Origin of the sequence: Gemella sp. oral taxon 928, from assembly GCF_001553915.1 — a bacterium.
GTDB classification, from domain to species: Bacteria; Bacillota; Bacilli; order Staphylococcales; family Gemellaceae; genus Gemella; species Gemella massiliensis.
In genome coordinates this window covers 1,492,562-1,517,526 of the sequence record NZ_CP014233.1, presented here as the reverse complement: position 1 = coordinate 1,517,526, position 24,965 = coordinate 1,492,562, and the positions used below count along the sequence as shown (strand labels likewise).

General features: G+C 28.9%; 21 protein-coding genes and 1 CRISPR repeat array. Of the genes, 15 read left to right on the top strand and 6 right to left on the bottom strand.

What is annotated here, in order from left to right; translation table 11 throughout:
* Positions 1–104 precede the first annotated feature (104 nt).
* From AXE85_RS07015 to csn2, 6 genes are all read left to right on the top strand, one after another.
* Entirely contained in the window at positions 105–605 is a 501-nt protein-coding gene (locus AXE85_RS07015; protein WP_021752439.1) for an acyl-CoA thioesterase, read from the top strand.
* Between the two features lie 130 nt (positions 606–735).
* Positions 736–1,962 carry a peptidase T gene (gene pepT, locus AXE85_RS07010; RefSeq protein WP_062174233.1) on the top strand — a complete coding sequence of 409 codons (1,227 nt, stop codon included), beginning with the start codon at positions 736–738 and terminating at the stop codon, positions 1,960–1,962.
* Between the two features lie 372 nt (positions 1,963–2,334).
* A complete protein-coding gene (gene cas9, locus AXE85_RS07005) occupies positions 2,335–6,528 on the top strand; it encodes a type II CRISPR RNA-guided endonuclease Cas9 (RefSeq protein WP_082729137.1) in 4,194 nt (1,397 codons plus the stop codon).
* A 1-nt stretch (position 6,529) separates the two neighbouring features.
* The gene (cas1, locus tag AXE85_RS07000) at positions 6,530–7,405 is read left to right on the top strand and encodes a type II CRISPR-associated endonuclease Cas1 (protein WP_062174232.1); all 876 of its coding nucleotides are present in this window, start codon (positions 6,530–6,532) and stop codon (positions 7,403–7,405) included.
* A 4-nt stretch (positions 7,406–7,409) separates the two neighbouring features.
* On the top strand, positions 7,410–7,715 hold the full coding sequence (cas2, locus tag AXE85_RS06995) for a CRISPR-associated endonuclease Cas2 (RefSeq protein ID WP_062174230.1): 306 nt from the start codon (positions 7,410–7,412) through the stop codon (positions 7,713–7,715).
* Complete coding sequence (gene csn2 / locus AXE85_RS06990; protein ID WP_062174228.1) at positions 7,712–8,386, top strand: type II-A CRISPR-associated protein Csn2; 675 nt, start codon at positions 7,712–7,714, stop codon at positions 8,384–8,386. Before cas2 ends, csn2 begins: the two co-directional genes overlap by 4 nt.
* A 161-nt stretch (positions 8,387–8,547) precedes the next feature.
* Positions 8,548–8,845: direct repeats of the CRISPR family, unit length 36 nt; unit sequence GTTTGAGTTAACTGTAAATTTTGAGTATTCTAAAAC.
* 181 nt (positions 8,846–9,026) lie between these two features.
* Here csn2 and AXE85_RS08790 read toward each other — a convergent pair.
* A complete protein-coding gene (locus AXE85_RS08790; RefSeq protein ID WP_234971553.1) occupies positions 9,027–9,635 on the bottom strand; it encodes a transposase in 609 nt (202 codons plus the stop codon).
* The gene (locus AXE85_RS08785; RefSeq protein ID WP_231723815.1) at positions 9,604–10,317 is read right to left on the bottom strand and encodes an ISL3 family transposase; all 714 of its coding nucleotides are present in this window, start codon (positions 10,315–10,317) and stop codon (positions 9,604–9,606) included. The genes AXE85_RS08790 and AXE85_RS08785 overlap by 32 nt, the downstream gene beginning before the upstream one ends.
* A gap of 171 nt (positions 10,318–10,488) precedes the next feature.
* Here AXE85_RS08785 and AXE85_RS06975 point away from each other — a divergent pair, with 171 nt between their 5' ends.
* The 5 genes from AXE85_RS06975 to dnaJ all read left to right on the top strand — a co-directional run bounded on the left by AXE85_RS06975 (position 10,489) and on the right by dnaJ (position 16,983).
* Positions 10,489–11,472, top strand: a complete 984-nt coding sequence (locus AXE85_RS06975) for a DDE-type integrase/transposase/recombinase (protein ID WP_062174648.1) — start codon at positions 10,489–10,491, stop codon at positions 11,470–11,472.
* Between the two features lie 728 nt (positions 11,473–12,200).
* Positions 12,201–13,211 (top strand): heat-inducible transcriptional repressor HrcA, encoded by a 1,011-nt coding sequence (hrcA, locus tag AXE85_RS06970; protein WP_231723773.1) that lies wholly within the window; start codon positions 12,201–12,203, stop codon positions 13,209–13,211.
* A gap of 13 nt (positions 13,212–13,224) precedes the next feature.
* Positions 13,225–13,788 (top strand): nucleotide exchange factor GrpE, encoded by a 564-nt coding sequence (gene grpE / locus AXE85_RS06965; RefSeq protein ID WP_062174226.1) that lies wholly within the window; start codon positions 13,225–13,227, stop codon positions 13,786–13,788.
* A 143-nt stretch (positions 13,789–13,931) separates the two neighbouring features.
* On the top strand, positions 13,932–15,755 hold the full coding sequence (gene dnaK, locus AXE85_RS06960) for a molecular chaperone DnaK (protein WP_062174224.1): 1,824 nt from the start codon (positions 13,932–13,934) through the stop codon (positions 15,753–15,755).
* Between the two features lie 73 nt (positions 15,756–15,828).
* Positions 15,829–16,983, top strand: a complete 1,155-nt coding sequence (gene dnaJ, locus AXE85_RS06955) for a molecular chaperone DnaJ (RefSeq protein WP_062174221.1) — start codon at positions 15,829–15,831, stop codon at positions 16,981–16,983.
* Between the two features lie 269 nt (positions 16,984–17,252).
* Here dnaJ and AXE85_RS08780 read toward each other — a convergent pair whose 3' ends face one another.
* The 4 genes from AXE85_RS08780 to AXE85_RS06935 all read right to left on the bottom strand — a co-directional run bounded on the left by AXE85_RS08780 (position 17,253) and on the right by AXE85_RS06935 (position 20,398).
* The gene (locus tag AXE85_RS08780; RefSeq protein ID WP_250636706.1) at positions 17,253–17,591 is read right to left on the bottom strand and encodes a transposase; all 339 of its coding nucleotides are present in this window, start codon (positions 17,589–17,591) and stop codon (positions 17,253–17,255) included.
* Between the two features lie 154 nt (positions 17,592–17,745).
* Positions 17,746–18,630: an ISL3 family transposase gene (locus tag AXE85_RS08775; protein ID WP_062174219.1), complete on the bottom strand. Its 885-nt coding sequence runs from the start codon at positions 18,628–18,630 to the stop codon at positions 17,746–17,748.
* A gap of 149 nt (positions 18,631–18,779) precedes the next feature.
* Positions 18,780–19,604 carry a 5'-nucleotidase C-terminal domain-containing protein gene (locus AXE85_RS06940; RefSeq protein WP_231723821.1) on the bottom strand — a complete coding sequence of 275 codons (825 nt, stop codon included), beginning with the start codon at positions 19,602–19,604 and terminating at the stop codon, positions 18,780–18,782.
* Positions 19,605–19,753: 149 nt separating this feature from the next.
* Positions 19,754–20,398: a metallophosphoesterase gene (locus AXE85_RS06935; protein WP_062174215.1), complete on the bottom strand. Its 645-nt coding sequence runs from the start codon at positions 20,396–20,398 to the stop codon at positions 19,754–19,756.
* Between the two features lie 412 nt (positions 20,399–20,810).
* Between AXE85_RS06935 and AXE85_RS06930 the strand changes: the two genes are divergently transcribed.
* From AXE85_RS06930 to AXE85_RS06915, 4 genes are all read left to right on the top strand, one after another.
* A complete protein-coding gene (locus AXE85_RS06930; RefSeq protein WP_062174214.1) occupies positions 20,811–21,530 on the top strand; it encodes an HAD family hydrolase in 720 nt (239 codons plus the stop codon).
* 303 nt (positions 21,531–21,833) lie between these two features.
* Positions 21,834–22,559, top strand: coding sequence for a rhodanese-like domain-containing protein (locus AXE85_RS06925; protein ID WP_062174212.1), 726 nt, complete (start codon positions 21,834–21,836; stop codon positions 22,557–22,559).
* Positions 22,560–22,591: 32 nt separating this feature from the next.
* A complete protein-coding gene (locus AXE85_RS06920; RefSeq protein WP_062174210.1) occupies positions 22,592–23,416 on the top strand; it encodes a rhodanese-like domain-containing protein in 825 nt (274 codons plus the stop codon).
* A 12-nt stretch (positions 23,417–23,428) separates the two neighbouring features.
* On the top strand, positions 23,429–24,964 hold the full coding sequence (locus tag AXE85_RS06915) for a TIGR04282 family arsenosugar biosynthesis glycosyltransferase (RefSeq protein WP_231723772.1): 1,536 nt from the start codon (positions 23,429–23,431) through the stop codon (positions 24,962–24,964).
* Position 24,965 lies beyond the last annotated feature (1 nt).

Below are 24,965 nucleotides of genomic sequence, written 5' to 3'. Positions count from 1 at the left end.
AGGAAAAAGGTAAGGATAGTTATATTCTTGCCTTTTTCTTATTTCTTGTTTATTGAACAAAGGTGTAATAGTTATAGTAGAAAAAAGGAGTGATAATTAATAAAATGACAACAGTATTAAATTATAAAGATACAATGATAGAGAACTTTCATACAATATATCCCAACCATATGAATAGACATGATACGCTATTTGGAGGTCAAACATTATATTGGTTAGATGATGTTCAAGGTTTAGTAATTAGAAGATACACACATCTGCCATTCTTTACAGCAAGTATTGACACTTATCAATTTTTAGATGTTGTACATAGACACGAAGCATTGATAATAAGAAGTTATATTTCCAGAGTTGGAACTAGAAGTGTGGAGATTTTTGCTGAATTAAGTGCTTTTAATCATGAAACAAGAAAAACACGTTTGGTGGGAATTTGTTTTTCAACATTTGCGATAAATAGAGAAACAAAATTAGAAGAACCGTTACCGCAAGTTGAATATACGGATGAAATTTCTAAATTTGTAAGTAGCAGCTACTCAGATAGACAAAGTGGGAAATTAACAGCTAGAGAATTTTGCAAAGAATATTTAAAATATTATAATAGATAGGACTAAGGGTTAGTAGTGAACTAACTCTTTTTTGTGATAAAGAATTTTAATTTTTCAAATGTTACCCCCTTACATTTAGTAGAAAAGTATATTATAATATAAGTAAAGTAAATAGATGAGGTAAATAATAATGAAATATGAAACTATGTTGGAACGTTTTTTAGGTTATGTTAAGTTTAAATCAAGATCTGATTCCGGTAGTACGACAATACCGTCAACACCGGAACAAAAGGATTTTTTGCGTATGTTAAAAGGACAATTGGAAGAATTAAATTTAAGTGATATTGTTTTAAATGAAAAAAATTGGTTTTTGACCGCTACACTTCCGGCTAATACTGATAAACCATATGATACTATTGGGTTTATTTCTCATGTTGATACCGCTGATTTCAATGTAGAAGGAATTAGTCCACGTGTTATAGAAAACTATAGTGGCGAAGATATTGTTTTAAACAAAGAGAAAAATATTATTATGACGATGGCTGAATTTCCAAATCTTAAAAATTATAAAGATTTAACGTTGATTACAACAGACGGGACAACGCTACTAGGTGCTGATGATAAAGCAGGTATTACCGAGATAGTAGAGGCTGTTAAATATTTGAGTGAGCATCGTGAAATAGAACATGGGGATATTCGAATTGCTTTTGGACCGGATGAGGAAATAGGACGAGGTGCTGATCATTTTGATGCTAAAGGTTTTGCAACCGATTATGCTTATACTATGGATGGTAGTGTGTTAGGAGAACTTCAGTATGAAAGTTTTAATGCAGCACAGATAACATATAAAATTACCGGAGTGAGTGTTCATCCGGGGACAGCAAAAGGAAAAATGAAAAATGCTAATATGATTGCCGTAGAGTTGGCATCATTATTCCCGGAAAAAGAAGTACCGGAACATACAGAAGATTATGAAGGTTTCTATTTGTTACATAATATGCAAACAAGAATAGAAGAAGCGGAATTGGTGTATATTATTCGTGATCATGACAGAGAAAAATTTTTGGCACGAAAAGCCTTTTGTGAATCAGTTGCTGCAAAAATTAATGAAAAATATGGTAATGTAGTTGAATATGAATTATTTGACCAATATTATAATATGGGAGACGTAATTAAGGAAGATAAACGCTGTGTTGACGTTGCAGAACAAGCGATTAAAAATGTAGGGGTAGTTCCTATTATTATTCCAATACGTGGAGGAACAGACGGTTCTAAAATCTCATATATGGGAATACCGACGCCGAATATTTTTGTTGGTGGTGAGAATTTCCATGGCCAATATGAATTTAGCTGTTTAGAACATATGAAAAAAGCAGCTGACGTTATTGTAGAAATTGCTAAATTAGCAAAAAAGTAGAAAAAATAACACCATGGTGTGAACGATAAATAAAGAACTTTCTAAGTAGAAAAACAAGTATTTTCTTCTTAGGAAGTTTTTTAATGATTAAATTAAGTTGTAAAATAAAGTGAAAGATATATTTTAATGACGTTTACATATTAAAAAATAAAATTAATATTAAAATATATTCAATGAAAACGGTATAATGTAATAAAAAATATGATATAATGTTCTTAATTAAATATAAAAATACGCTATTAACAAATATCTTCAAAAGATAAAAATAATATATTGAGGGAGTAACAATAATTTATTATGAAAAATTTTAAAACATAGAAAAAACATAGAGAATCCAAACTTATAATAAATGAAATACAGGAGAAAATAACAATGAATGAAAATAAAGAATGGTTTTTAGGATTAGATATAGGGACTACCAGTGTGGGATGGGCAGCAACAGATACAAATTATAATCTGTTAAAATTAAAAGGTAAAAAATCATGGGGAGTACGCTTATTTGATGAAGCACAAACAGCAAAAGAAAGACGTGACTGTAGGTCAAAAAGACGTCGTTTAGCACGTAGAAAATGGCGTTTAGGGTTATTAGAGGAATTATTCGCTGAAGAAATTAATAAAATAGATCCGAACTTTTTTATGCGTCTTAGAGAAAGTAAATATAAAGTAGGTGATAAAACAGAAAATGTTCCTAGTATCTTGTTTAATGACAAAAATTATACGGATAAAGAGTATTATCGTGACTATAAAACAATATATCACCTACGTGCAGATTTAATCCATAAAAATAATCCGGATATAAGAGAATTGTTCCTTGCAATACATCATATACTAAAATATCGTGGGCATTTTTTATTTGCCGGACAACAATTTAAAGGCTCTGAAATAAAAGACAATATAAGAGAATTACTACAATATAATTCACTAAATATCAAAATAGATATAACTGATGAGCTTATTAATAATATAGCAGAAATATTGTTGAAAAAGAAAAACTCTACAGATAAGATAATAGAGTTTAAAAAATTATTTGCTGATGAAAAACAATTAATAGAGGCATTACGTTTAGCACTTGGTAATAAAACTCAACTGGCAAAATTATTTGATATAGAAGCATATAAAGAACTTGATATATCAATTAAAACGATTTCATTCAAAGAGAAAATATATGAAGATGTCCGTAGTAACTATGAAGAAATATTGGGAGAATACATTATAGTATTAGATACTGCAAAACTTATATATGACGCAATTATTTTATCTGAAATAAAAATCAAAAATATGACAATTTCAGAATCTAAAGTAATCAGCTATGAAAAACATGGAAAAGATTTAAAACAATTAAAACAGTTAATAAAAGAAGATAGCAAATTATCAAAAAAAGAAAAAAGACAATTATTTGAAAATATATTTGTTAAAGAAGATGAAAAAGAAGCGAATTACGTTAATTATATCGGGAAAAATAATGTGGGAAGTTCAAAATCATCTTGTTCTTATGAAGATTTTAAAAAATCTTTAATAAAAGAATTAAAGTATTGTGAAGAAAGTAAATTGAAGCAAGATATTCTTGCTGAGTTAGAATTAGAGACATTCCTTCCCAGACAGCGAACTAAAGATAATTCGGTTATTCCATATCAAATCCATAAAGAAGAATTAGAAAAAATATTAAATAATGCCGTACAATATCATCCATTTTTAAATAATACCGATGAATATGGTATTAGTATTAAAGAAAAAATAATACAATTACTTGAATTTAGAATACCGTATTATGTCGGTTCGCTAAATACATCGCACAAAGTTGGTAATGGAGGTTTTTCATGGTCAGTACGAAATAAAGGGTATGAACGTACAGCGGTTACTCCTTGGAACTTCAATAAGGTAATAAACAAAGAAGAAAGTGCTAAAAACTTTATTGAAAATTTAACCAATCAATGTACATATCTACTGTACGAAGATGTACTTCCTAAACATTCATTACTATATTCAGAGTTTACCCTACTCAATGAATTGAATTCAATAAATTATGGTGGTAAACGTTTAACTGTAGAACACCGTAATTTAATTATAGAGCGTTTCTTTAAACAATCTGCACCAAAGGCAACAGGAAAAGAATTAAAAAAATTTCTAATGTCAGAAGGAGTAATTGACGGAAAAGATGAATTATCAGGTTTTGATATTTCAATAAAAAATGATTTAAAATCATATCGTGATTTTAAAAAAATTTTAGGAGAAAAATTTGATTCTGAAAAAGTGGAGAAAATGATTCGCTGGATAACGTTATTTGGAGAATCTAAACAACTGCTGGTTGATAAAATAACAAAAGAATACGGAGATATTTACTCATCGGAGGAGATAAAAAAAATATCCGGTTTAACATATAAAGACTGGGGACGACTATCTGAAAAACTGTTAACAGAAATAGTAAGTAGCCAACTGTATGATGAAAGTACAGGAGAGTGTTTTAATATTATTAATGCAATGCGTAATAATACTCTACTTTTTATAGAATTATTAGGAACTAATTACGACTATTTTGAAAAAATTAATACATATAATGGAAAATTACGTAAAGAAATAACAGAAATCACACCTCATATACTGGATGATTTATATGTATCCCCTGCAGTAAAACGTTCTATATGGCAGGTAGTACGTATAGTGGAAGAACTAAAAAAAGTAATAGGTTCTGAACCGAAAAGAATATTCGTTGAAACAACACGTAGTAATAAAGAAAAAAAAGGTGATGACGGACGCAAAGATTCTCGGAAAAAAGCATTGTTGGAACTATATAAAAAAATAAAAACATCTGATATAGCTGAATTAGAAAAAGCTCTAGGGCATACAGTAGATTTTGATAAGAAAAAACAAGATTTAACTGATATTGATAATAATAAGTTAAAAGCAAGAAAATTATACTTATACTATACTCAATTAGGTCGTTGTTTATACACTGGAAAAGCAATAGACTTAAATAACTTATTTGGTAGCAATAGTGAATATGATATTGACCATATTTATCCACAAAGTAAAACAAAAGACGGTAGTTGGAATAATTTAGTATTAGTCAACAAAACAGAGAATTCAAAAAAATCTAATGGTTTAATAAGTGAAAGTATTCAAAGAAAAAATAAACATTTTTGGAGATTTTTAAAAGCAAAAAATCTTATTTCGGAAGAAAAATATAAACGATTAACAAGAACGGAAGATTTTACAGATGGTGAATTAAGCGGTTTTATCGCACGTCAATTAATAGAAACATCACAATCTGTAAAAGTAGTATCGAAAATCTTACAAAACTTAAATCCTACAACTGAACTTTGTTTTTCAAAAGCGGAAAATGTATCTGATTTTAGACAGGAATTCGGGAAAATAAAAGTAGGCAAAAGAAAAAATTTAACAGAAGAAGAACAGAAAAAAGCCAAAGAAGGGCAATTAATTAAAGTTCGTGATTTAAATGATTTACATCACGCAAAGGATGCCTACTTAAATATCGTTGTAGGTAATGTATACCATATAAAATTCACACGAAATCCTAAGAACTTTATTCGAAAAAATTTTAAAAATAGAGAATATACATTGAATACACTATTTTATAGTGATAAGGTTGAACGTAACGGAGAAGTAGCATGGGAAAAAGGAAAAACTGAAGAAATAGTTAGTTCAGTAATGTGTAATAATTTAATAAATGTAACACGAAGAACTTCTGAACAGAAAGGTGCATTGTACGAGGCGACAATCTATAAGGCAAATGCAGCGAAAGAAGGAAGTTATTATCCGGTAAAAACAAACAATAAAAATCTAAAAAATGTAACGAGATATGGCGGATTTACCAGTATAAAAATTGCATATTATTCAATCTTCAAGTACGATATTAGAAATAAAGATAAAGTTAAAGAAAATATCAAAATTATTCCAATTCCTATTTATATTTCACAAAATATAAAAACAGATTTAGATTTAATTAATTTTGCTGAAAAACAAATAAAACTTAAAAAAGGTGAAAATATAGAAAATTTACAACTTATATATAAAAAATTAAATATAGGCGCTTTAGTAAAAATAGATCATTATCCTTATTATATCGGAGGGAAAACAGATGATAATTTTTACGTTGATGGAGCTGTCCAAGTATTGCTCTCTTCTGATATTGAACGATATTTAAAAGAAGTGGTTAAATTTGTTAATTTTCAACGTGAAAATAAAGAAGCAAAAGTTTCAAAAGAACATATTTCATTAGAAGAAAATATAAAATTATATAATACGTTGGTATGTAAAATGGCAACAAAAATTTTTACACACAAAAAGAATAACAAATATAATGACTTGACACAAGATAAAGCAAAAAATACATTTAATAAGTTAAGTTTAGAAGAACAATGTAAAGTGTTATTGGAAATATTGAACTTATTAACAAATAAAAAAACAACATTTGATTTAAGTTTAATTAATGAAAAAACTTCCAGAGTAAAATGTGGATTTAATTTATTAAATCAAAAACAATTTTCAATAATTGAACAATCAGTAACCGGATTATATGAAAAAGAAATAAAAATAATAGAGGATTAATATGAGTTGGAGAACAATAGTAATTAGAGATAGGGCTAAATTAGATTATAGTTTAAATTTTATGACCGTACGCAAGGAAAATGAAACTAAAAAAATTTGTTTAAATGAAATATATATGCTTATTATAGAAAGTACTGCTGTGAGTATCACAGCGGTACTACTTAATGAATTAAATAAAAACAAAGTAAAGGTACTTTTTTGTGATGAAAAACGTAATCCAAGCTCAGAGTTAATTTCACTATATGGTAGCCATGATACAAGTTTAAAATATCGTAAACAGATGGAATGGTCAAATAAGATTAAAGCACATGTTTGGACACGAATAGTGTATGAGAAAATATACAATCAAATGCAATTTTTGAAAAAATTAGGAAAAAATGAGCATAAACTTCTTGAACTGTATTTATCAGAGTTGGGTTACAACGATGAAAGTAACAGAGAAGGTCATGCAGCCAAGGTATATTTTAATGCATTGTATGGTATGGATTTTAGTCGTAATAAAGAGTGCTTTGTTAATTCTTGTTTGGATTATGGATATGCAATAATTTTATCAGCTTTTAATAGAGAAATTGCGGCTAGTGGATATTGTACTCAATTAGGTATTTGTCACAGAAATATATTTAATAAATTTAATCTGGCAAGTGATTTTATGGAACCTTTCAGAATATTAATAGATGAAGAAGTTTATTCATATACAGAAACAGAATTTACAAAAGAACATAAAAACAGGTTAGTTAATATACTCAATCGAACTATTTGTATAGAAAATAAAAACCAAACGGTAGCCAATGTAATAAAAATATATTGTCAAAGCTTATTCAATGCATTAAATGATAGTGATTTAGAGTATATAAAAATGTATAAATATGAGTTATAGGTTTATGAGAATACTAGTAATGTTTGACCTGCCTACTGAGACATCGGAACAAAGAAAAAATTATAGAAAATTTAGAAAAAACCTAATAAAAACCGGTTTTATTATGATGCAAGAATCGGTCTATGTAAAATTATCAATGAATCAAAATAGTACCGACCTAGTAATTAAAAGCATTAGAAAATATTGCCCTGATGAGGGAATAGTACAAATTCTTACTGTAACAGAAAAACAATTTTCTAAAATGGAATTTTTGGTAGGAGAGTCGCAAAACGAATATGTAGATTCAGATGAGAGGTTTATTGAATTATGAAGATTGTTAATAGAGAATGGCAAAGAAGTATTGAATTAAAAGAAAATATAATTAATACTATAATATTGGAAAATAAACAATATTTTCGTGAATGTGTTCGTTCATTAAAATTACAACATCAAGGTGATGAGGGTTTATTTATATTTTCAGATGGATTAAAAGAGATATCACTAGCTAAGTATAGTTATCTAATTACAGATTTATTTAATTTAGATATTAATAATAAAAAAATACTGACTAAAATATATACAGAATTAATGAAATATGCAGTAGAGAACTATATAGAACTAAATACCATTCAAACTAACCTGCTAAATTATTATGAAAATCTTATTCATAGCTCTTCATTGGAATTAGAATATAGAGATGAATTAGATATAATGGGGATGTTAAAACTGGCAGATTTTAAGATAAATTTAATAAGTAATAACGATCTAGAAAAATTGATAAAATATTTAAAAGTATTAGTTGAATTATGTGGTATAAAGGTCATCTTTATTGTGGGATTACATATATACTATACAGAAAATGAAATTAAACAGTTATATAAAGAACTGTGTATAAACAAAATAAAAATTATTAATATAGAAAATCAACAATATAAAAATTTATCAACAGTCGATTATACGGAAAAAGTATATATATTCGATGAAGAAAATTGTGAAATATAACTTGATTTTTTATGGAAGCGGTTGTACAATATAGGTATACTCGAAATTTACAAAAGAGTTCAAATAAAAATTTATTTAAATTGCCGATAGGTCGCTCATTGTGAGCGATTTTTTTAAGAAGATATTCAAAATTATATATATATACCAAACTTCAATTTGAGGTTTGAGTTAACTGTAAATTTTGAGTATTCTAAAACAAAAGAATAGATTGGTTAGTTTATCAAAAGTTTGAGTTAACTGTAAATTTTGAGTATTCTAAAACTATTTTCCATGAATATAACTTCTTCAAAATGTTTGAGTTAACTGTAAATTTTGAGTATTCTAAAACAGGTCTGCTTGAAGAGTACCATAAATGGTGTTTGAGTTAACTGTAAATTTTGAGTATTCTAAAACACCGTCAGAAGCAGCGGCAGCAACTCGTCTGTTTGAGTTAACTGTAAATTTTGAGTATTCTAAAACGAAATCCCATGCCCCCTGAAAAATCATTTTGTTTGAGTTAACTGTATAGTTAAATACGGAATATAGGAGTATAATAGAAAAAATAAAGATAAAATAGTAATATGAGAAAAAACTCATTTTTACTATTAATTTTTTGGCTCTGTGTCAAATACGGGGCATGAGAAAAAATAAGGATAAAATGCTAAGCAATGCAGTGTTGCTTGGCATTTTTCAAAACGCCCTTAAAAGAAATATTATTTTTATACTCAGAAACAAATAACCTAGAAACAACTAAAATGCGTAATCTAAAGTTATAAAAGCTATTATAACCATAAGAAACTCTCTTTAAAACCTTTATCTTATTATTAATACCCTCCAAAGAACCATTAGAGATAGAATACCTAACACTATTAAGCATATACTCTTTATGTTTTCTCATAGTATTAATAGCCTTACTAACACCATCAGATAAACCGATAGTAGATTTTTCAATTAATTCTTTAAACTCCAACTCATTTCTATACCTTATCGCATATCTAATATCCTGAACTCTCTCATAGCTAGCCTTAAATATACAATCTAATCCTAATAAATAATCTAAAATATCACGTCTAGTAACTAAACTCCTAAAACTCCTATTAAAGAAAAACCTACCATGAGTAACATTACTTTCATCTTCTAATATTAACTTCCAATTATTTTTTAAAAGAGTATAATTAATACCTTTTTGTTTTTTGTAAATATTCATTAGCTTAACTCTAGTTCTATTAAGTTCTCTATTAACATTTTGAATAAAGTTCTCTATTAACATTTTGAATAATATGAAACCTATCTATAACAATTTCAGCATTAGGAAACTTATTTCTAATCAACTTCATATAAGGAGTATAAATATCAATACAAATAGCCTTAACATTACTTCTAGCCTCTTTAGAAAATCTGGAAAAATAATTATTTAAAATATACTCAGTTCTACCATCAACTATATCAATAATCTCATGAGTTAAAGCATCTAAAAAAATAAAACTCATACCATTTTTACTATCTTTAGTAAACTTTAACTCATCAAAGCATAAATACTCAGGTAAGGTATTATAGTTAAGAATGTCTACATGGGATTTACATTTATAAAGAGTTCTTATAACAGTATTAACCGATACATTATTCATTTTGGCTATTTGTTTAAAAGATAAAGTATCAGCTAAATCACTCATTATAGAAAACTTAACATTTTTAGAAATACTACAGTATTTATCTACAAAAGAAGTAGTAGCTACAAATTTTTTATTACAAGTTTTACACTTGAAACGTTGCTTTCTTAGTTCCAAATAAGCAGGGATACCTGATATTTTTAATAGATTAATTCTAGTAAGTTCATTAAAGCCGTTTTTAACTACAGTATAACCTTTATTAAGACAACCACAGCATTCACACTTCTTGGGTTTATATGTTAAGGTACCTTTGAATACAAAGTACTTTTGATTATTTTTTATAGTTTCGTTATGTGTTTTCTCAATAGTTATATTTTTATCTTTTATTTGTAGTAGGTTTTTAATGAATTCTCCCTGTAGTGTTACAATAGATGTGAGACATATAATAAAAAAAAGAAGAGTAAATCCTGTATAATGAAGTTACCTACAAATCAAAAAAAGGAATTTACTCTTATGAAAACTATTATAACAGAAAATATAGAAAAAACACAACGATATATACCTCATACTTTACAAACAAGAATAGCTGCAGTTAAAACTTATAGAAATGGTAACTCTATCCGCTTTATTTGTAGGCGCTATAAAATATCAAAAGCCTCTCTTTTGCGTTGGAATAAAAAATATGACGGTACTAAAGAGTCTCTTATAGATAAGTCTCATAGACCTCATTCCATTCACCCTAACGCCCATACAGTTGAAGAATTGTCTTGGATTAAAAATCTTATTAAACGTAATCCTAATATTTCTATGATTGAATTATATGCTAAACTTAAATTCAACAAAGGTTATAAAAGACATCCTTGTTCTTTATTTAGAGTGCTTAGAAAATTAGGTTTTTATAAAGATACTAAGAAAAAAGTAATTCCTTATAAACCTAAACCTTATGATACACCTACTGAAATTGGTAAAAAATGGCAACTTGATGTGAAATATGTTCCTAAACGTTGTTATGTAGGAGAAATTCCAGATAAATTTTATCAATATACTATCATTGATGAAGCTACTAGGGAAAGATTTATTTTCCCTTTTAAAGAACAATCATCATACTCTACTGTTCAATTTGTTAAAATGGCTATTGATTATTTTGGGTATAAACCCAAGATAATTCAAACTGATAATGGTTTTGAATTTACACATTTTAAAGATACTAAACGAATACACCCTTTTGATGTATTGTGTAATAATCTTGGCATTAAACATCAACTTATTAGACCTAGAACTCCTAGACATAACGGTAAGGTTGAACGTAGTCATAGAAATGATAATGAACGTTTTTACAGGCGTTTATCTTTCTTTTCGTATGATGATCTTATATCTCAGATGAAAAAGTATCTATATCGCTCTAACCGTCTTCCTATGCAGACTTTAAATTGGCTTTCTCCTGTTGAAAAAAGAAAAGAGTTACGGAAAGAGTCTATAAAAATATGCCGGCTTTAATTCCTTGTTAGATAATAGATTTCACAACTTATTTGTCAAGGACAAGGGCTACGCCTTTTTCAAATCCTTGACAAATAAGTTTTAGAAATCTGAAATGTTCTCTAAGGAATTAAAGCTGGCAAATCTAATCAAATAATGTAATTTACGTCGGGGGCTTCATACGGTTTACATAGAAGCTAGCTTCTATGTAATTCTATTATATCCGGTATTTATTTTTTACTTTTTTTGTCTCACATCATTTACAAATGTACAGTAGTAGGTTTTTAATGAATTCTCCCTCTTTTATTTCTTTTGTTTTTGTGTTAAAATTATTCATGACAGATATCCTTTCATAGTTTATTTTTTTTGCACTTTAATTATATTGGATATTTGTCTTTTTGTATATTAAAAAATAATACGAGGTATGGATTTTTTTTCATGCCCCGTATTTATTATACAACCAATTTTTTTGGCTCTATATTAAATACGGAGCATAAGAAAAAATAAAAGAATTTCATTAAAGAAAATAACAAGACGAATTAGAAGATAATATTATTATTGTGTGCTGTGTCTAATTTCTTTGTGTATTTTACAATATATTATTTATATTTATCATTAAAGTCAAAAAAAGTCAAAAAAATTTAAAAAAGGTATTGACTTTTTTTGACCTTAATGATATTATTGTATTATGTAATTAGCAGTCAAGTGATTAGAGTGCTAAAATACAATTTGAAGAATAGGTGATAAAAATGTTAATAGAAAGACAGGTACTCATTCTTCAATCTATAGTAGAAAATTTTATTACAACCAATCAACCGATCGGCTCTAAGCAATTAGCGGAAAATATAGATTTTAGTTCGGCAACGATACGAAACGATATGAGTAAGCTGGAAAAAGAAGGGTTGATAAGAAAGACGCATATTTCATCAGGACGAGTTCCATCAGAAAAAGGTTATCGTTACTATGTAGATTATATCAAAAAAGAATATGAACTATCTAATAGTGAAAATGAAAAACTAAAAGAACTTGATAATGATAAGTATGTTTCAGAAAATAACTATCTTGAAAAAAATGCAATTATTCTTTCTGATTTAACAGATTGTACGGCGGTTATTTTAGCACCGACTAAAACAGATAGGCGTATTAATAAGATAGAAGTTATTTTATTGAGCAGTCGCAGTATTCTTGTTATTTTAATAACAAGTATAGGAGAAGTATTCCAACAAAACTATAAATTAGATGCAGATTTTACCGCAGAAGACATAGCAGAAGTGAATAAACTCTTACAAAGTTATTTTTATGACGTAGATATGGCAACGGCACATGTGATTATTCATGGAGAACTTGAACAATATTTAAAAGATAAGGTGAATAATTACAATATGATAGTTGTAGCTTTAAATAGATTATTGCAAAATAAAATTAAAAAAACTATAGCATTAGGGGGTAAGTACAATTTACTTAAACAACCCGATATAGATAATGTAGATAAATTAAAAGAAGTAGTATCGCTCTTAGAAGATGATAAAATAGTCGAGTTGCTGGATAATAACAGTAATAGTGAGGAATTAACTTCTATAAAAATAGGAAAAGAACTCGCACTGGAGAATATAGATGATTTATCATTAGTTTCTAGCAAGTATAATACATCAAAAGGTCAAGGAATTATTGCAGTATTTGGACCAAAGAGAATGGACTATTCAAAGATTATGACACTTATTTCATGTGTGCGGGATAATCTTAACAATAATTTAAAATAAATAGGAGGTAGAGATGACTACTGAAGAACAAAAAGAAACTCTACAAGAAGAAGTAGCGGAAGAAGTCGTTGCTACTGAAAAAGTAGAAGAGGAAATAGCAGAAGAAAAAACTGCTGAAGAACTATTGCAAGAAGAAGTGGAGCAATTGAAAGAAGAAGTTAAAAATTCCGAAGATAAGTATTTAAGACTATATGCAGAATTTGAAAACTTTAAAAAACGCAAAAATCAAGAGATTGATACGATAAACACTTATAAAAGTCAAAAGATAATTACAGAAATCTTACCAAGTTTAGATAATTTAGAGCGTGCGTTGCAGTTGGAAACCGATAATGAAGAAGTTCAAACCGTATTAAAAGGTGTAGAGATGGTTTATGAGGGGTTGCAAGCAGCACTGAAATCAGAAGGCGTGGAATTAGTGGAAACTGAAAATGCTCAATTTGATCCGAATATTCATCATGCAGTAATGCAGGGAGAAGACAGCGACAAAGAAAGTGGAATGATATTGGATACATTCCAAAAAGGTTATAAATTAAAAGATAGAATAATAAGACCGGCAATGGTTAAAGTTAATTCATAAAATGCTTTATTAAAACTTTGAACATCTAAATAAAGATGTAAAATTATGTAATAAAAGGAGTATAGTGATATAAATTATTTTTATATGATTATACCAAACCACAAAAAATTGAAAAATAAAGAAAATATTAGGAGGACAATAATATGTCAAAAATTATAGGTATCGACTTAGGAACAACTAACTCATGTGTAGCGGTATTAGAGGGAGGAGAAGCAAAAGTAATTCCCAATCCGGAAGGGAACAGAACAACACCGTCTGTTGTAGCATTCAAAGGTGATGAAATTCAAGTCGGTGAGGTAGCAAAACGTCAAGCAATTACTAATCCAAATACAGTAATCTCAATTAAACGTCACATGGGTACAGATTACAAAGAAGATGTGAATGGTAAAAAATACTCTCCACAAGAAATTTCAGCGATGATTCTACAAAACTTAAAAGCAACAGCTGAAAGTTATCTTGGAGAAAAAGTAACTAAAGCGGTAATTACAGTACCGGCTTACTTTAACGATGCTCAACGACAAGCAACAAAAGATGCCGGTAAAATTGCAGGGTTAGAAGTAGAACGTATTATCAACGAGCCAACGGCAGCGGCTTTGGCTTATGGTTTAGAAAAAACTGATGTTGATCAAAAAGTATTGGTATTTGACCTTGGTGGTGGTACATTTGACGTTTCTATTTTAGAATTAGGTGATGGTGTATTTGAAGTATTAGCTACATCAGGAGATAATTTGCTAGGTGGAGATGACTTTGACCAAGCAATTATTGATTACTTAGTAGCAGAATTTAAAAAAGAACAGGGGATTGACCTTTCACAAGATAAAATGGCAATGCAACGTCTAAAAGATGCAGCTGAAAAAGCTAAAAAAGATTTATCAGGTGTAACTTCAACACAAATTTCACTACCGTTTATTTCGGCAGGTGCTAGTGGACCGGTTCACTTAGAAAATACATTAACAAGAGCAAAATTCGATGAATTGACTCACAGTTTAGTAGAGAGAACATTGGTTCCAACTCGTCAAGCACTTAAAGATGCTGAGTTAAATCCAAGTGAAATTGATCAAGTGATCTTGGTGGGTGGTTCTACTCGTATTCCGGCAGTGCAAGATGCTGTTAAAAAAGAAATGGGCAAAGAGCCTCATAAAGGTGTGAACCCTGACGAAGTAGTGGCAATGGGTGCAGCTATTCAAGGTGGAGTAATTACAGGAGATGTTAAAGATGTAGTATTATTAGATGTAACACCATTATCATTAGGTATCGAAACTATGGGAACAGTGATGACAGTGTTAATACCAAGAAATACTACAATTCCGACATCTAAATCTCAAGTATTCTCAACAGCAGCTGATAATCAACCGGCGGTAGATATTCACGTGCTTCAAGGTGAGCGTCCGATGGCGACCGATAACAAAACTCTTGGAAGATTCCAACTTTCAGATATACCTCCTGCACCGCGTGGAGTACCTCAAATCGAAGTTACATTTGATATTGATAAAAACGGTATTGTTAATGTTACTGCTAAAGATCTTGGTACTCAAAAACAACAAAAAATTACTATTGAATCTAGCAGTTCGTTAACTGATGAAGATATTGATAGAATGGTTAAAGAAGCCGAAGCTAACGCTGATGCTGACGCTAAACGTAAAGAAGAAGCAGATGTAAGAAATGAAGCAGATCAATTATCATTCCAAGCTGATAAAGCATTAGAAGAAGCAAAAGATAAAGTTGATCAAAGTTTATTAGATAATATTAAAACTAAAAATGATACGCTAAAAGAAGCAATTAAAAATAATAACTTAGAAGAAATTAAATCTGCAAAAGATGAGTTAAATAAAGCTGTTCAGGAGATGACAATGAAATTGTATGAACAAGCTAATGCTGCGGCAGGAGCACAAGGTACAGATGCCGGAGCAACAAACTCAAAAAATGATGATGATACAATTGATGCAGATTTTACAGAAAAAAAATAATTTAAGATAACAACAAACAGGAGCTAGGGGCGTAAAGCTCAATGCTCCTGTTACTATTATAGGAGAGATAAAGATGGCGAAAAGAGATTATTATGAAGTGCTTGGACTAAGTAAAGGTGCAAGTGCTGCTGAAATAAAAAAAGCGTATCGCAAGTTATCGAAACAATATCACCCGGATATTAATAAAGAACCTGGGGCAGAGGATAAATTTAAAGAAATAACAGAAGCCTATGAAGTGTTAAGTGATGATACTAAAAAAGCACAATATGATCAATTTGGTCATGCTGCGTTTGAAGGTGGCGGAGCAGGTCAAGGCGGTTTTGGAGGATTTGGAGGAGGATTCTCCGGATTTTCAGGTGAATTTGATGACTTAGGAGATATATTCTCAAGCTTCTTCGGTGGCGGTAGCGGCAGACGTAATCCGAATGCTCCACGTCAAGGAGAAGATTTGTTACATCGAATACGCATTTCATTTACTGATGCGGTGTTCGGTACTAAAAAAACTATAAAATTACGTAAAGACGTAGAATGTGACCATTGCCATGGAACCGGTGCGAAAGATCCGTCGTCGGTAACTGAATGCCATAGATGCCACGGAACAGGACAAGAAGCAGTAATTCAAGATACACCGTTTGGACGCATACAAAGTCAAAGAACATGTTCAGAATGTGGCGGACGTGGTAAGGTTATTAAAGACAAATGTTCACATTGTTTCGGAAAAGGATACAATAATCGTGAAGTAGAGTATGAAGTGGAAATTCCGGAAGGAATTAGTTCAGGACAACGTGTAAGACTACAAGGAAAAGGTGGTGTCGGTGTGAATGGAGGCCCCGCCGGAGACCTATTTATAGAAGTAATAGTAGCTGAAGATTCATATTTTCATAGAGAAGATGATGATATTTATACAGAATTGGAAATATCACCTGCCCAAGCAGCATTAGGTACTAAAATAGATGTTCGTACTCTAACCGGTGAAATTGAATTGACAGTTCCGGCGGGAACACAACACGGACGTAAATTCCGTCTATCCGGTAAAGGTGTGAAAAATGTAATGGGTTATGGACATGGTGATCACTATATTGTAGTTTCAATCAAAATTCCAAAAAATCTATCATCGAAAGAACGTGAATTATATTTGGAATTAGCAAAACTGAATGGTGAAAAAGTAGAAGAAGATGAAAGTTTCCTTGATAAAGTAAGCAGAAAAGCAAAAGATTTATTTGATTAATAACTCTTAAATTTATAAGTATTATAGGTATAAATAAGAAAATATTTTTGAGGAAATGTTTGTCAAAAAATTATATATTATTTTACAAACATTGCTATTAGGCTCATCGCCATTCTTAGTGGTGAATTTCTTAAGGTTGCCTTACCACTATATAGTTAGCAATAAAAAATATTTTGTATATAAATATATAATTTAATACAAAACAAACGACGAGTTCTTCTTAGGCTCTGTGTCAAATACGGGGCATGAGAAAAAATAAGGATAAAATGCTAAGCAATGCAGTGTTGCTTGGCATTTTTCAAAACGCCCTTAAAAGAAATATTATTTTTATACTCAGAAACAAATAACCTAGAAACAACTAAAATGCGTAATCTAAAGTTATAAAAGCTATTATAACCATAAGAAACTCTCTTTAAAACCTTTATCTTATTATTAATACCCTCCAAAGAACCATTAGAGATAGAATACCTAACACTATTAAGCATATACCCTTTATGTTTTCTCATAGTATTAATAGCCTTACTAACACCATCAGATAAATCGATAGTAGATTTTTCAATTAATTCTTTAAACTCCAACTCATTTCTATACCTTATTGCATATCTAATATCCTGAACTCTCTCATAGCTAGCCTTAAATATACAATCTAATCCTAATAAATAATCTAAAATATCACGTCTAGTAACTAAACTCCTAAAACTCCTATTAAAGAAAAACCTACCATGAGTAACATTACTTTCATCTTCTAATATTAACTTCCAATTATTTTTTTAAAAGAGTATAATTAATACCTTTTTGTTTTTTGTAAATATTCATTAGCTTAACTCTAGTTCTATTAAGTTCTCTATTAACATTTTGAATAATATGAAACCTATCTATAACAATTTCAGCATTAGGAAACTTATTTCTAATCAACTTCATATAAGGAGTATAAATATCAATACAAATAGCCTTAACATTACTTCTAGCCTCTTTAGAAAATCTGGAAAAATAATTATTTAAAATATACTCAGTTCTACCATCAACTATATCAATAATCTCATGAGTTAAAGCATCTAAAAAAATAAAACTCATACCATTTTTACTATCTTTAGTAAACTTTAACTCATCAAAGCATAAATACTCAGGTAAGGTATTATAGTTAAGAATGTCTACATGGGATTTACATTTATAAAGAGTTCTTATAACAGTATTAACCGATACATTATTCATTTTGGCTATTTGTTTAAAAGATAAAGTATCAGCTAAATCACTCATTATAGAAAACTTAACATTTTTAGAAATACTACAGTATTTATCTACAAAAGAAGTAGTAGCTACAAATTTTTTATTACAAGTTTTACACTTGAAACGTTGCTTTCTTAGTTCCAAATAAGCAGGGATACCTGATATTTTTAATAGATTAATTCTAGTAAGTTCATTAAAGCCGTTTTTAACTACAGTATAACCTTTATTAAGACAACCACAGCATTCACACTTCTTGGGTTTATATGTTAAGGTACCTTTGAATACAAAGTACTTTTGATTATTTTTTATAGTTTCGTTATGTGTTTTCTCAATAGTTATATTTTTATCTTTTATTTGTAGTAGGTTTTTAATGAATTCTCCCTCTTTTATTTCTTTTGTTTTTGTGTTAAAATTATTCATGACAGATATCCTTTCATAGTTTATTTTTTTTGCACTTTAATTATATTGGATATTTGTCTTTTTGTATATTAAAAAACAATACGAGGTATGGATTTTTTTCCATGCCCCGTATTTATTATACAACCAGTTCTTATACTCGCCGTTTGTTTTTATTTCTCATTTTTTCTGCGTGTCATTAATAATGATGTTGCTAATAATAATCCAACGCCAACGGTAGTCGTATCTGTAGCAATTCCTGTATTTGGTAATTTTCTTACATTATCTTTAGTAGGTTGTTTGCCTGAACCAAATTTTTTGTTTTCTTTGCTATGATCATTAGTTGGTGGAGTTTTGAGATCATCATCTTTACCTGGATTAACAGGTTCAGTTGATTTAACACCCGGAATAATACGAGAATATGGGAACGGATCTTTATATTGTAAAAACTGTTCGTTTGTTAATTGTTTTAAATATTCAACAACGATAGAATCCATGGTAGCACCACCTTCTTCACGTGCACCTCCCAACATAGTATAGCCGTCGCCACCTACGGCTAGAAAATCGTTGGTAGCCATGTAGTAAGTTTTTTGTAGATCAAGAGGTTCGAATTTTCCTGTTTGTTTATTTAATATTTCAATAGAATAAACTCTTTCACCGGGTTTTTTATGCGGATCAAAACCAACTTTAACAGAGCTGGATGATTGTAAGAAACCGCCGTTACTACCTAATTGCGGTTTTCCTTGAGCGTCCAGTATCTCTTTACCATCATTATCAGTATTTATTAGTGCACGAAGAGAGTGTTCGTACATTTTTTTCACATCAGTACCTTTTACTTGAATTTGGGTAAGTTGGTTACCGAAAGGCATTGCCTTAATAATATCACCCACAGTAATAGGAGAATCTTTTTTCAATGTAGTACGAATTCCTCCACCGTTAGTTACGGCGAAATCGGACTCATGTTTAAATACTTTAGCATTATAGAGTGCGTCTGCGATTAAGTTTCCAAGATTAGTTTCTTTTGTTCTGACATTTTCGCTTGTCCCTTCTAATGTATAGGGTGCTTTATCAATAACAACTACACTTCCTTTTTTATCAAATTCAGCTTGAGCAGCTTTAACAATTTTTTCAACGTCTGCATTAGGAATTAAGTTTTTAGCATAATCTCCGGAATAGGTTTAGTGAATGTTACTCCTTTAATTCCTACAGGATTGGTTTTTGTAGCTGTTTCCGGAGTAGTAACACCAACAATACCGATTTTAACACCTTTTTCTGTAATTATTGTAGACGGTTTAAATAATCGTTGTCCATTTTTATAAACATTTGTAGAAACAATAGGGAAGTTAAGCCATCCGCCATTATTAGTATTGTTTTTGTATTTTTCTACAGTATCAAGCCCGAAATCAAATTCATGATTACCGGCTGTCATTGCTTTATAACCGATTTTATTCATAGCTTTTGCCATATCTTCACCTTTTGATTGGTTGGAAATCGGAAGACCTTGAAAGGCATCGCCGGCATCAAGAGCGATAACTGTTCTTTCAGGATTATTTTGTTTTTCATTATCGATTAATGTTTTTTCACGGGCTGAACCGTAAGACGATGGTGTACCTTTATATTCTTCGTATGCTAAACGACCGTGCATATCGTTAGTATGAAAAATAGTAAATGGTACTTTATCGTTTATGTTATTTGCATTGTTTGCAAATGCAAACGAACCGGTAAATATCTGTGATATTAAAATAATAAATGTGAGTAGAAAGGTTACTATTTTAGATGATTTTAATTTCATCATGTGTCCTCCTGAATATAAAAATAAATTTTACGTTAAAATAACGCTTACTTAAATTATAACATAAATTTTCAATATAACTGTATAAAGTGATATAAAATATATAACTTTTTTTGTTAATGTTTTTATAGTATACTATTATATATTAATAAATCTCCTAATTTAATTACTGAAACAGCATATTAATAACATTAGTATTATAAATTGTATTAATATATAGATGGAAAATTTATAATTATTAACTATATATTTTAATAAAATAGTGTTTATTTACTATATAAATGTAATAATTCAATATATTGGAAGAAAAATTTTAAATAGGTTTGAATAAGATGCAAAGCAAAATACTTGGTTTTTGTTTTTTATAGTTGTAAAATACATTATTAAATATAAAAGTTAGGTGGAAGAGGTTGTGTTTGGTGATATAAAAAATATTATATTTGATTTGGATAATACACTTTATCATTTTAGTTCAATATGGAAAGAATCAAATGAGAGAACGTTTAATTATTTTGGTTATAATAATTTTATAAATTATGAAGATTTTTTTCTAAAGTATAAAGAAGTAAACAATGAATTGATTAAGAAAATTCGTAGCGGGGAATTAAGATTTAAAGAATTGCGTTTTGAAAGATTAATAACCACTTTTGAAAAATTTGAAATTTCTTTAACGAATGATGATTGTAAGGTGTATTACGAAAAGCAGTTTGAATTTATTAATGATTTAATTGTACCGGATATAGAGTTAATAGATAAAATAAAAGATTTGAAAAGACAATATAATTTGGTAATATTAACTAACGGTAAAGCACTTGAACAACGACAAAAAATAAAAAAACTGGGTTTGGAAAACTTATTTAAGTTATATATTTCAGAAGAAACGCATATTAGTAAACCGAAACCGGAAGCATTTATTAATATATTGGAAGAAAATGATTTTTTGCCGGAAGAAACTTTAATGATTGGTGATTCTATTTTTTATGATATAAAACCCGCAAAAAAATTAGGGTGTAGGACGTGTCTTATAGATAGAAGATGGCATTTTGATGATGAGGGTAAAAACTTAAATTATGACGGTTACAAAGCAGATGATGTAAAAATTGTATTAGATAACTTATTAAAAAAGATATAAGAAGGAAAAACAAAATAAAATAATTAAAAATTATATTTATAAATATAAAATATACATAAAAATATTTATTTTATATTAATAAGAAATAAGATTTCAAAAATATTTAATAATAAAATATTTTAAAGGGTTTTTATAATTTAAAAGAAGTTTTATTTTATAAATTTTAAAATATATAGTTTAAAAATTATTATTTTTTTAGTTAAAGTGATTGTATTGAAAATATAAATCTGTTATAATACTAATTGTAAATAAACCTTAGTGATTACTAAGTAATCAAAATATTAAAGGGGGAGGAAATTTACAATGAAAAAACATAAATTATTAGCTATATCAATGGCAACTTTATTATCATTTACATTAGCAGGATGTAGTAAATCTTCATCAAATCAAAGTTCAACAGATGGGAATGCGACTGTAAAAGATATGAAGGGGGAAGAATTGAATAAAATTGAAAAAGATGACAAAGAAAAAGAAAAATACCTTGTTATCGATGTAAGAGATGCTAAAGAATATAATGAAGGGCACGTGAAACATGCTATTAATATTCCGGTAGGGGATATTGAAAAAAATGTAGATCGTTTGAGTGCTTGGAAAGATAAAAAAGTAGTAACTGTATGTAATACAGGTAAAAAAAGCAAAGAAGCAGCTGAAAAACTTGTCAAAGCAGGATTTAAGGATGTAACTAATGCTCAAGGCGTTAAAGATTACAAAGATTACGAAATCAGTAAATTTACTACTTTATTAGCGGATGATTTCCAAAAAGCTATTGATGAGAAAAAAGGTCAATTTATAGATGCAAGAGATAGCAAAGATTATGATAAAAAACATATTGAAGGTGCTATTAATGTAGATTCTAAAAAATTAGATGACTTAGAAGCAAAATTACCGAAAGATAAAGAAGCACCGATTTATACATATTGTTATAGTGGAAATCGTTCATCAGTTGTAGCTAAAAAATTAACAGAATTGGGTTATAAAAATGTGTTCAATGCTTTTGACGGCGTTAAAGAACATGAATATAAATTTTAATAATTAGTAAAAAAGGAAGGAATAATTATTTAATGAAGAATAGCAAATTATTAGCTATATCAATGGCAACATTATTATCATTAACGTTGACGGGGTGTTCATCTACAAGTAAAGGAACGGATAACAACGGGACTACATCGGTAAAAGAGATAAAAGGTGAGGATCTTAACAAAATTGAGAAAGATGATAAAGAAAAAGAAAAATATCTTGTTATTGACGTAAGAGATGCTAAAAGCTATAAAGAAGGTCATGTAAAACATGCAATTAATATACCTGTAGAAGAAATCGACAAAAGCATAGAGGAATTAAGAACATGGAGAGAAAAATCTGTTGTTGTTTATAGTGATGATACTAAAAAAACAAAAGAAGCAGCTGAAAAACTTGTCAAACAAGGTTTTAAAGATGTTTCAAATGCACAGAACATTAAAGATTTTAATTATGATTTAGTTAAATACACCAGTTTAACAGGAGCAAAATTCCAAGATAAAATTTTAGCTAAAGAAGATGCAGTATTTCTTGATGCCAGAGATAAGAAAGATTTTGACGAAAAACATGTTGACGGTGCTAAAAATGTAGACTCTAAGAAATTAGATAATCTTCAAGATATTTTACCGGAAAATAAAGAAACTCCAATTTATACATATTGCTATAGTGGAAATCGTTCTTCTGTTATTGCCCAAAAATTGATAGATCTAGGGTATAAAAATATTTTTAATGCCTTAGATGGAACAAAGGAATATGATTATAAATTTGAAATGGCTGATTGTTGTAAGGAAGGTAACAAAGAAGGTCACGAAAATCACAACCATTCAAATCATAATAATTCAGAACAAAAACATGAAGGACACAGTCACTAAAATATTAGTAAGATGAAAGGCAGGGAAGACGACGTCTTCCCTTTTTCTATAAAGATGAAAGAAACAATTATATTATTTACACGTGTTCCTAAAGAAGGGACTACGAAAACAAGACTTTATGATTTTATAACACTAAAACAAGCGGTTGAGGTTCAAAAAAAACTATTAATAAAAAATTATAATACTCTAAAAAGTAGCGGTAGAAAAATAAAAATTTATCATGATGGAAATAAAGATGACGACAATAATATGGAAGATTTGTTATCAATCAAAGATTTTTATTATCAAAATGGAGAAACACTTGGTGATAAGATGTACAATGCGATTAATAATGAGTTAGTAAATGCTGACAAAGTATTGTTGATGGGATCGGATATTTTTAATCTTAATAATAACATGATAGAGCTTGCTTTTAAAAAATTAAATGAATATGATGTTGTCATTAATCCAAGTGAAGATGGTGGATATTTTTTAATAGGAATGAAAAAACCGATAAAAGAAGTTTTTGCATTACCTAGTTATGGTGATGCTAGTGTGCTGGAAAATCTGATAAGAGTTTGTAATAAAAATAAAATTAGTTATTTTTTAGGAGAAACAGCCCTAGACATTGATACTAGAGAGGATTTATTATCAGCGGAAACTGGATTTAAAGATATTGTTTTGCTAGGTGCCGGAGAGTATAATATCAATTTTACATTTACAGATAATAATAAAGATAAAAAGGTATTGCGTATTAATATGAAAAGTCAGATGAATTTAACCAATCAAATTGAATATGAATACGAAACTTTAAAATTATTAGAAAAAAGTAAGGTTACACCTAAAGTATATGACTTGGTAACTAAAACAAAATTATTACCGTACAAATACTTGACGATGGAATTTTTAAACGGAAGAGTATTAGATTATGATAAAGATATGAATATAGCAGCGTATTTACTTAGTTCAATTCATAATACAGCATTTGGAGAAAATAATTTAATTCATGCTGCTAATCCGTTTCAGTTAATGTATGATGAATGTAGTGCGATGGCAGAGGAGTATCTTAATTGGGAATATACAGATAGTGTTGTTGGTAGTTATATTCATTTATTTTTAGATAAGTGTAAAAAACTTATCCCTAAAAATTACATTATAGACAAACCGTGTATCATTAATACAGAACTTAACTCGGGTAATTTTTTAATTGGTGATACTAAAGAAAATAGTTATGTTATTGATTGGGAGAAAGCGTTAATTGGGGAATGTGAACAAGATTTAGCTCATTTTTTAGCTCCCACGACAACATTTTGGAAAACAGATAAAATATTAACAAAAAATGAAATTGATTTGTTTTTGTCCGAGTATAGTAAGTATCGTTCATATAATGAAGAACGTTTTGAACGTTATCTCATTTTTAATTGTTTACGTGGTGTAACGTGGTGCAGTATGGCGTTTAGACAGTATAGTGAAAAAGATAAAATGCTAATGGATGAGTTTACATTTAAAAAAATATCCGCATATGTTAGTATAGAATTTTTGGAAAAAATATCAAGGTATTTTAGTTAGG

Excerpts from the sequence above, each read along its gene's own strand:
- AXE85_RS06920 (WP_062174210.1), top strand. The coding sequence starts at position 22,592 with ATGAAGAATAGCAAATTATTAGCTATATCAATGGCAACATTATTATCA.
- AXE85_RS06925 (WP_062174212.1), top strand. The coding sequence starts at position 21,834 with ATGAAAAAACATAAATTATTAGCTATATCAATGGCAACTTTATTATCA.
- cas2 (WP_062174230.1), top strand. The coding sequence starts at position 7,410 with ATGAGAATACTAGTAATGTTTGACCTGCCTACTGAGACATCGGAACAA.
- AXE85_RS08790 (WP_234971553.1), bottom strand. The coding sequence starts at position 9,635 with ATGTTAATAGAGAACTTTATTCAAAATGTTAATAGAGAACTTAATAGA.
- cas9 (WP_082729137.1), top strand. The coding sequence starts at position 2,335 with ATGAATGAAAATAAAGAATGGTTTTTAGGATTAGATATAGGGACTACC.
- cas1 (WP_062174232.1), top strand. The coding sequence starts at position 6,530 with ATGAGTTGGAGAACAATAGTAATTAGAGATAGGGCTAAATTAGATTAT.
- AXE85_RS07015 (WP_021752439.1), top strand. The coding sequence starts at position 105 with ATGACAACAGTATTAAATTATAAAGATACAATGATAGAGAACTTTCAT.
- csn2 (WP_062174228.1), top strand. The coding sequence starts at position 7,712 with ATGAAGATTGTTAATAGAGAATGGCAAAGAAGTATTGAATTAAAAGAA.
- AXE85_RS06915 (WP_231723772.1), top strand. The coding sequence starts at position 23,429 with ATGAAAGGCAGGGAAGACGACGTCTTCCCTTTTTCTATAAAGATGAAA.
- grpE (WP_062174226.1), top strand. The coding sequence starts at position 13,225 with ATGACTACTGAAGAACAAAAAGAAACTCTACAAGAAGAAGTAGCGGAA.
- dnaK (WP_062174224.1), top strand. The coding sequence starts at position 13,932 with ATGTCAAAAATTATAGGTATCGACTTAGGAACAACTAACTCATGTGTA.
- dnaJ (WP_062174221.1), top strand. The coding sequence starts at position 15,829 with ATGGCGAAAAGAGATTATTATGAAGTGCTTGGACTAAGTAAAGGTGCA.
- AXE85_RS06935 (WP_062174215.1), bottom strand. The coding sequence starts at position 20,398 with ATGAAATTAAAATCATCTAAAATAGTAACCTTTCTACTCACATTTATT.
- AXE85_RS08775 (WP_062174219.1), bottom strand. The coding sequence starts at position 18,630 with ATGAATAATTTTAACACAAAAACAAAAGAAATAAAAGAGGGAGAATTC.
- hrcA (WP_231723773.1), top strand. The coding sequence starts at position 12,201 with ATGTTAATAGAAAGACAGGTACTCATTCTTCAATCTATAGTAGAAAAT.
- AXE85_RS06975 (WP_062174648.1), top strand. The coding sequence starts at position 10,489 with ATGAAAACTATTATAACAGAAAATATAGAAAAAACACAACGATATATA.
- pepT (WP_062174233.1), top strand. The coding sequence starts at position 736 with ATGAAATATGAAACTATGTTGGAACGTTTTTTAGGTTATGTTAAGTTT.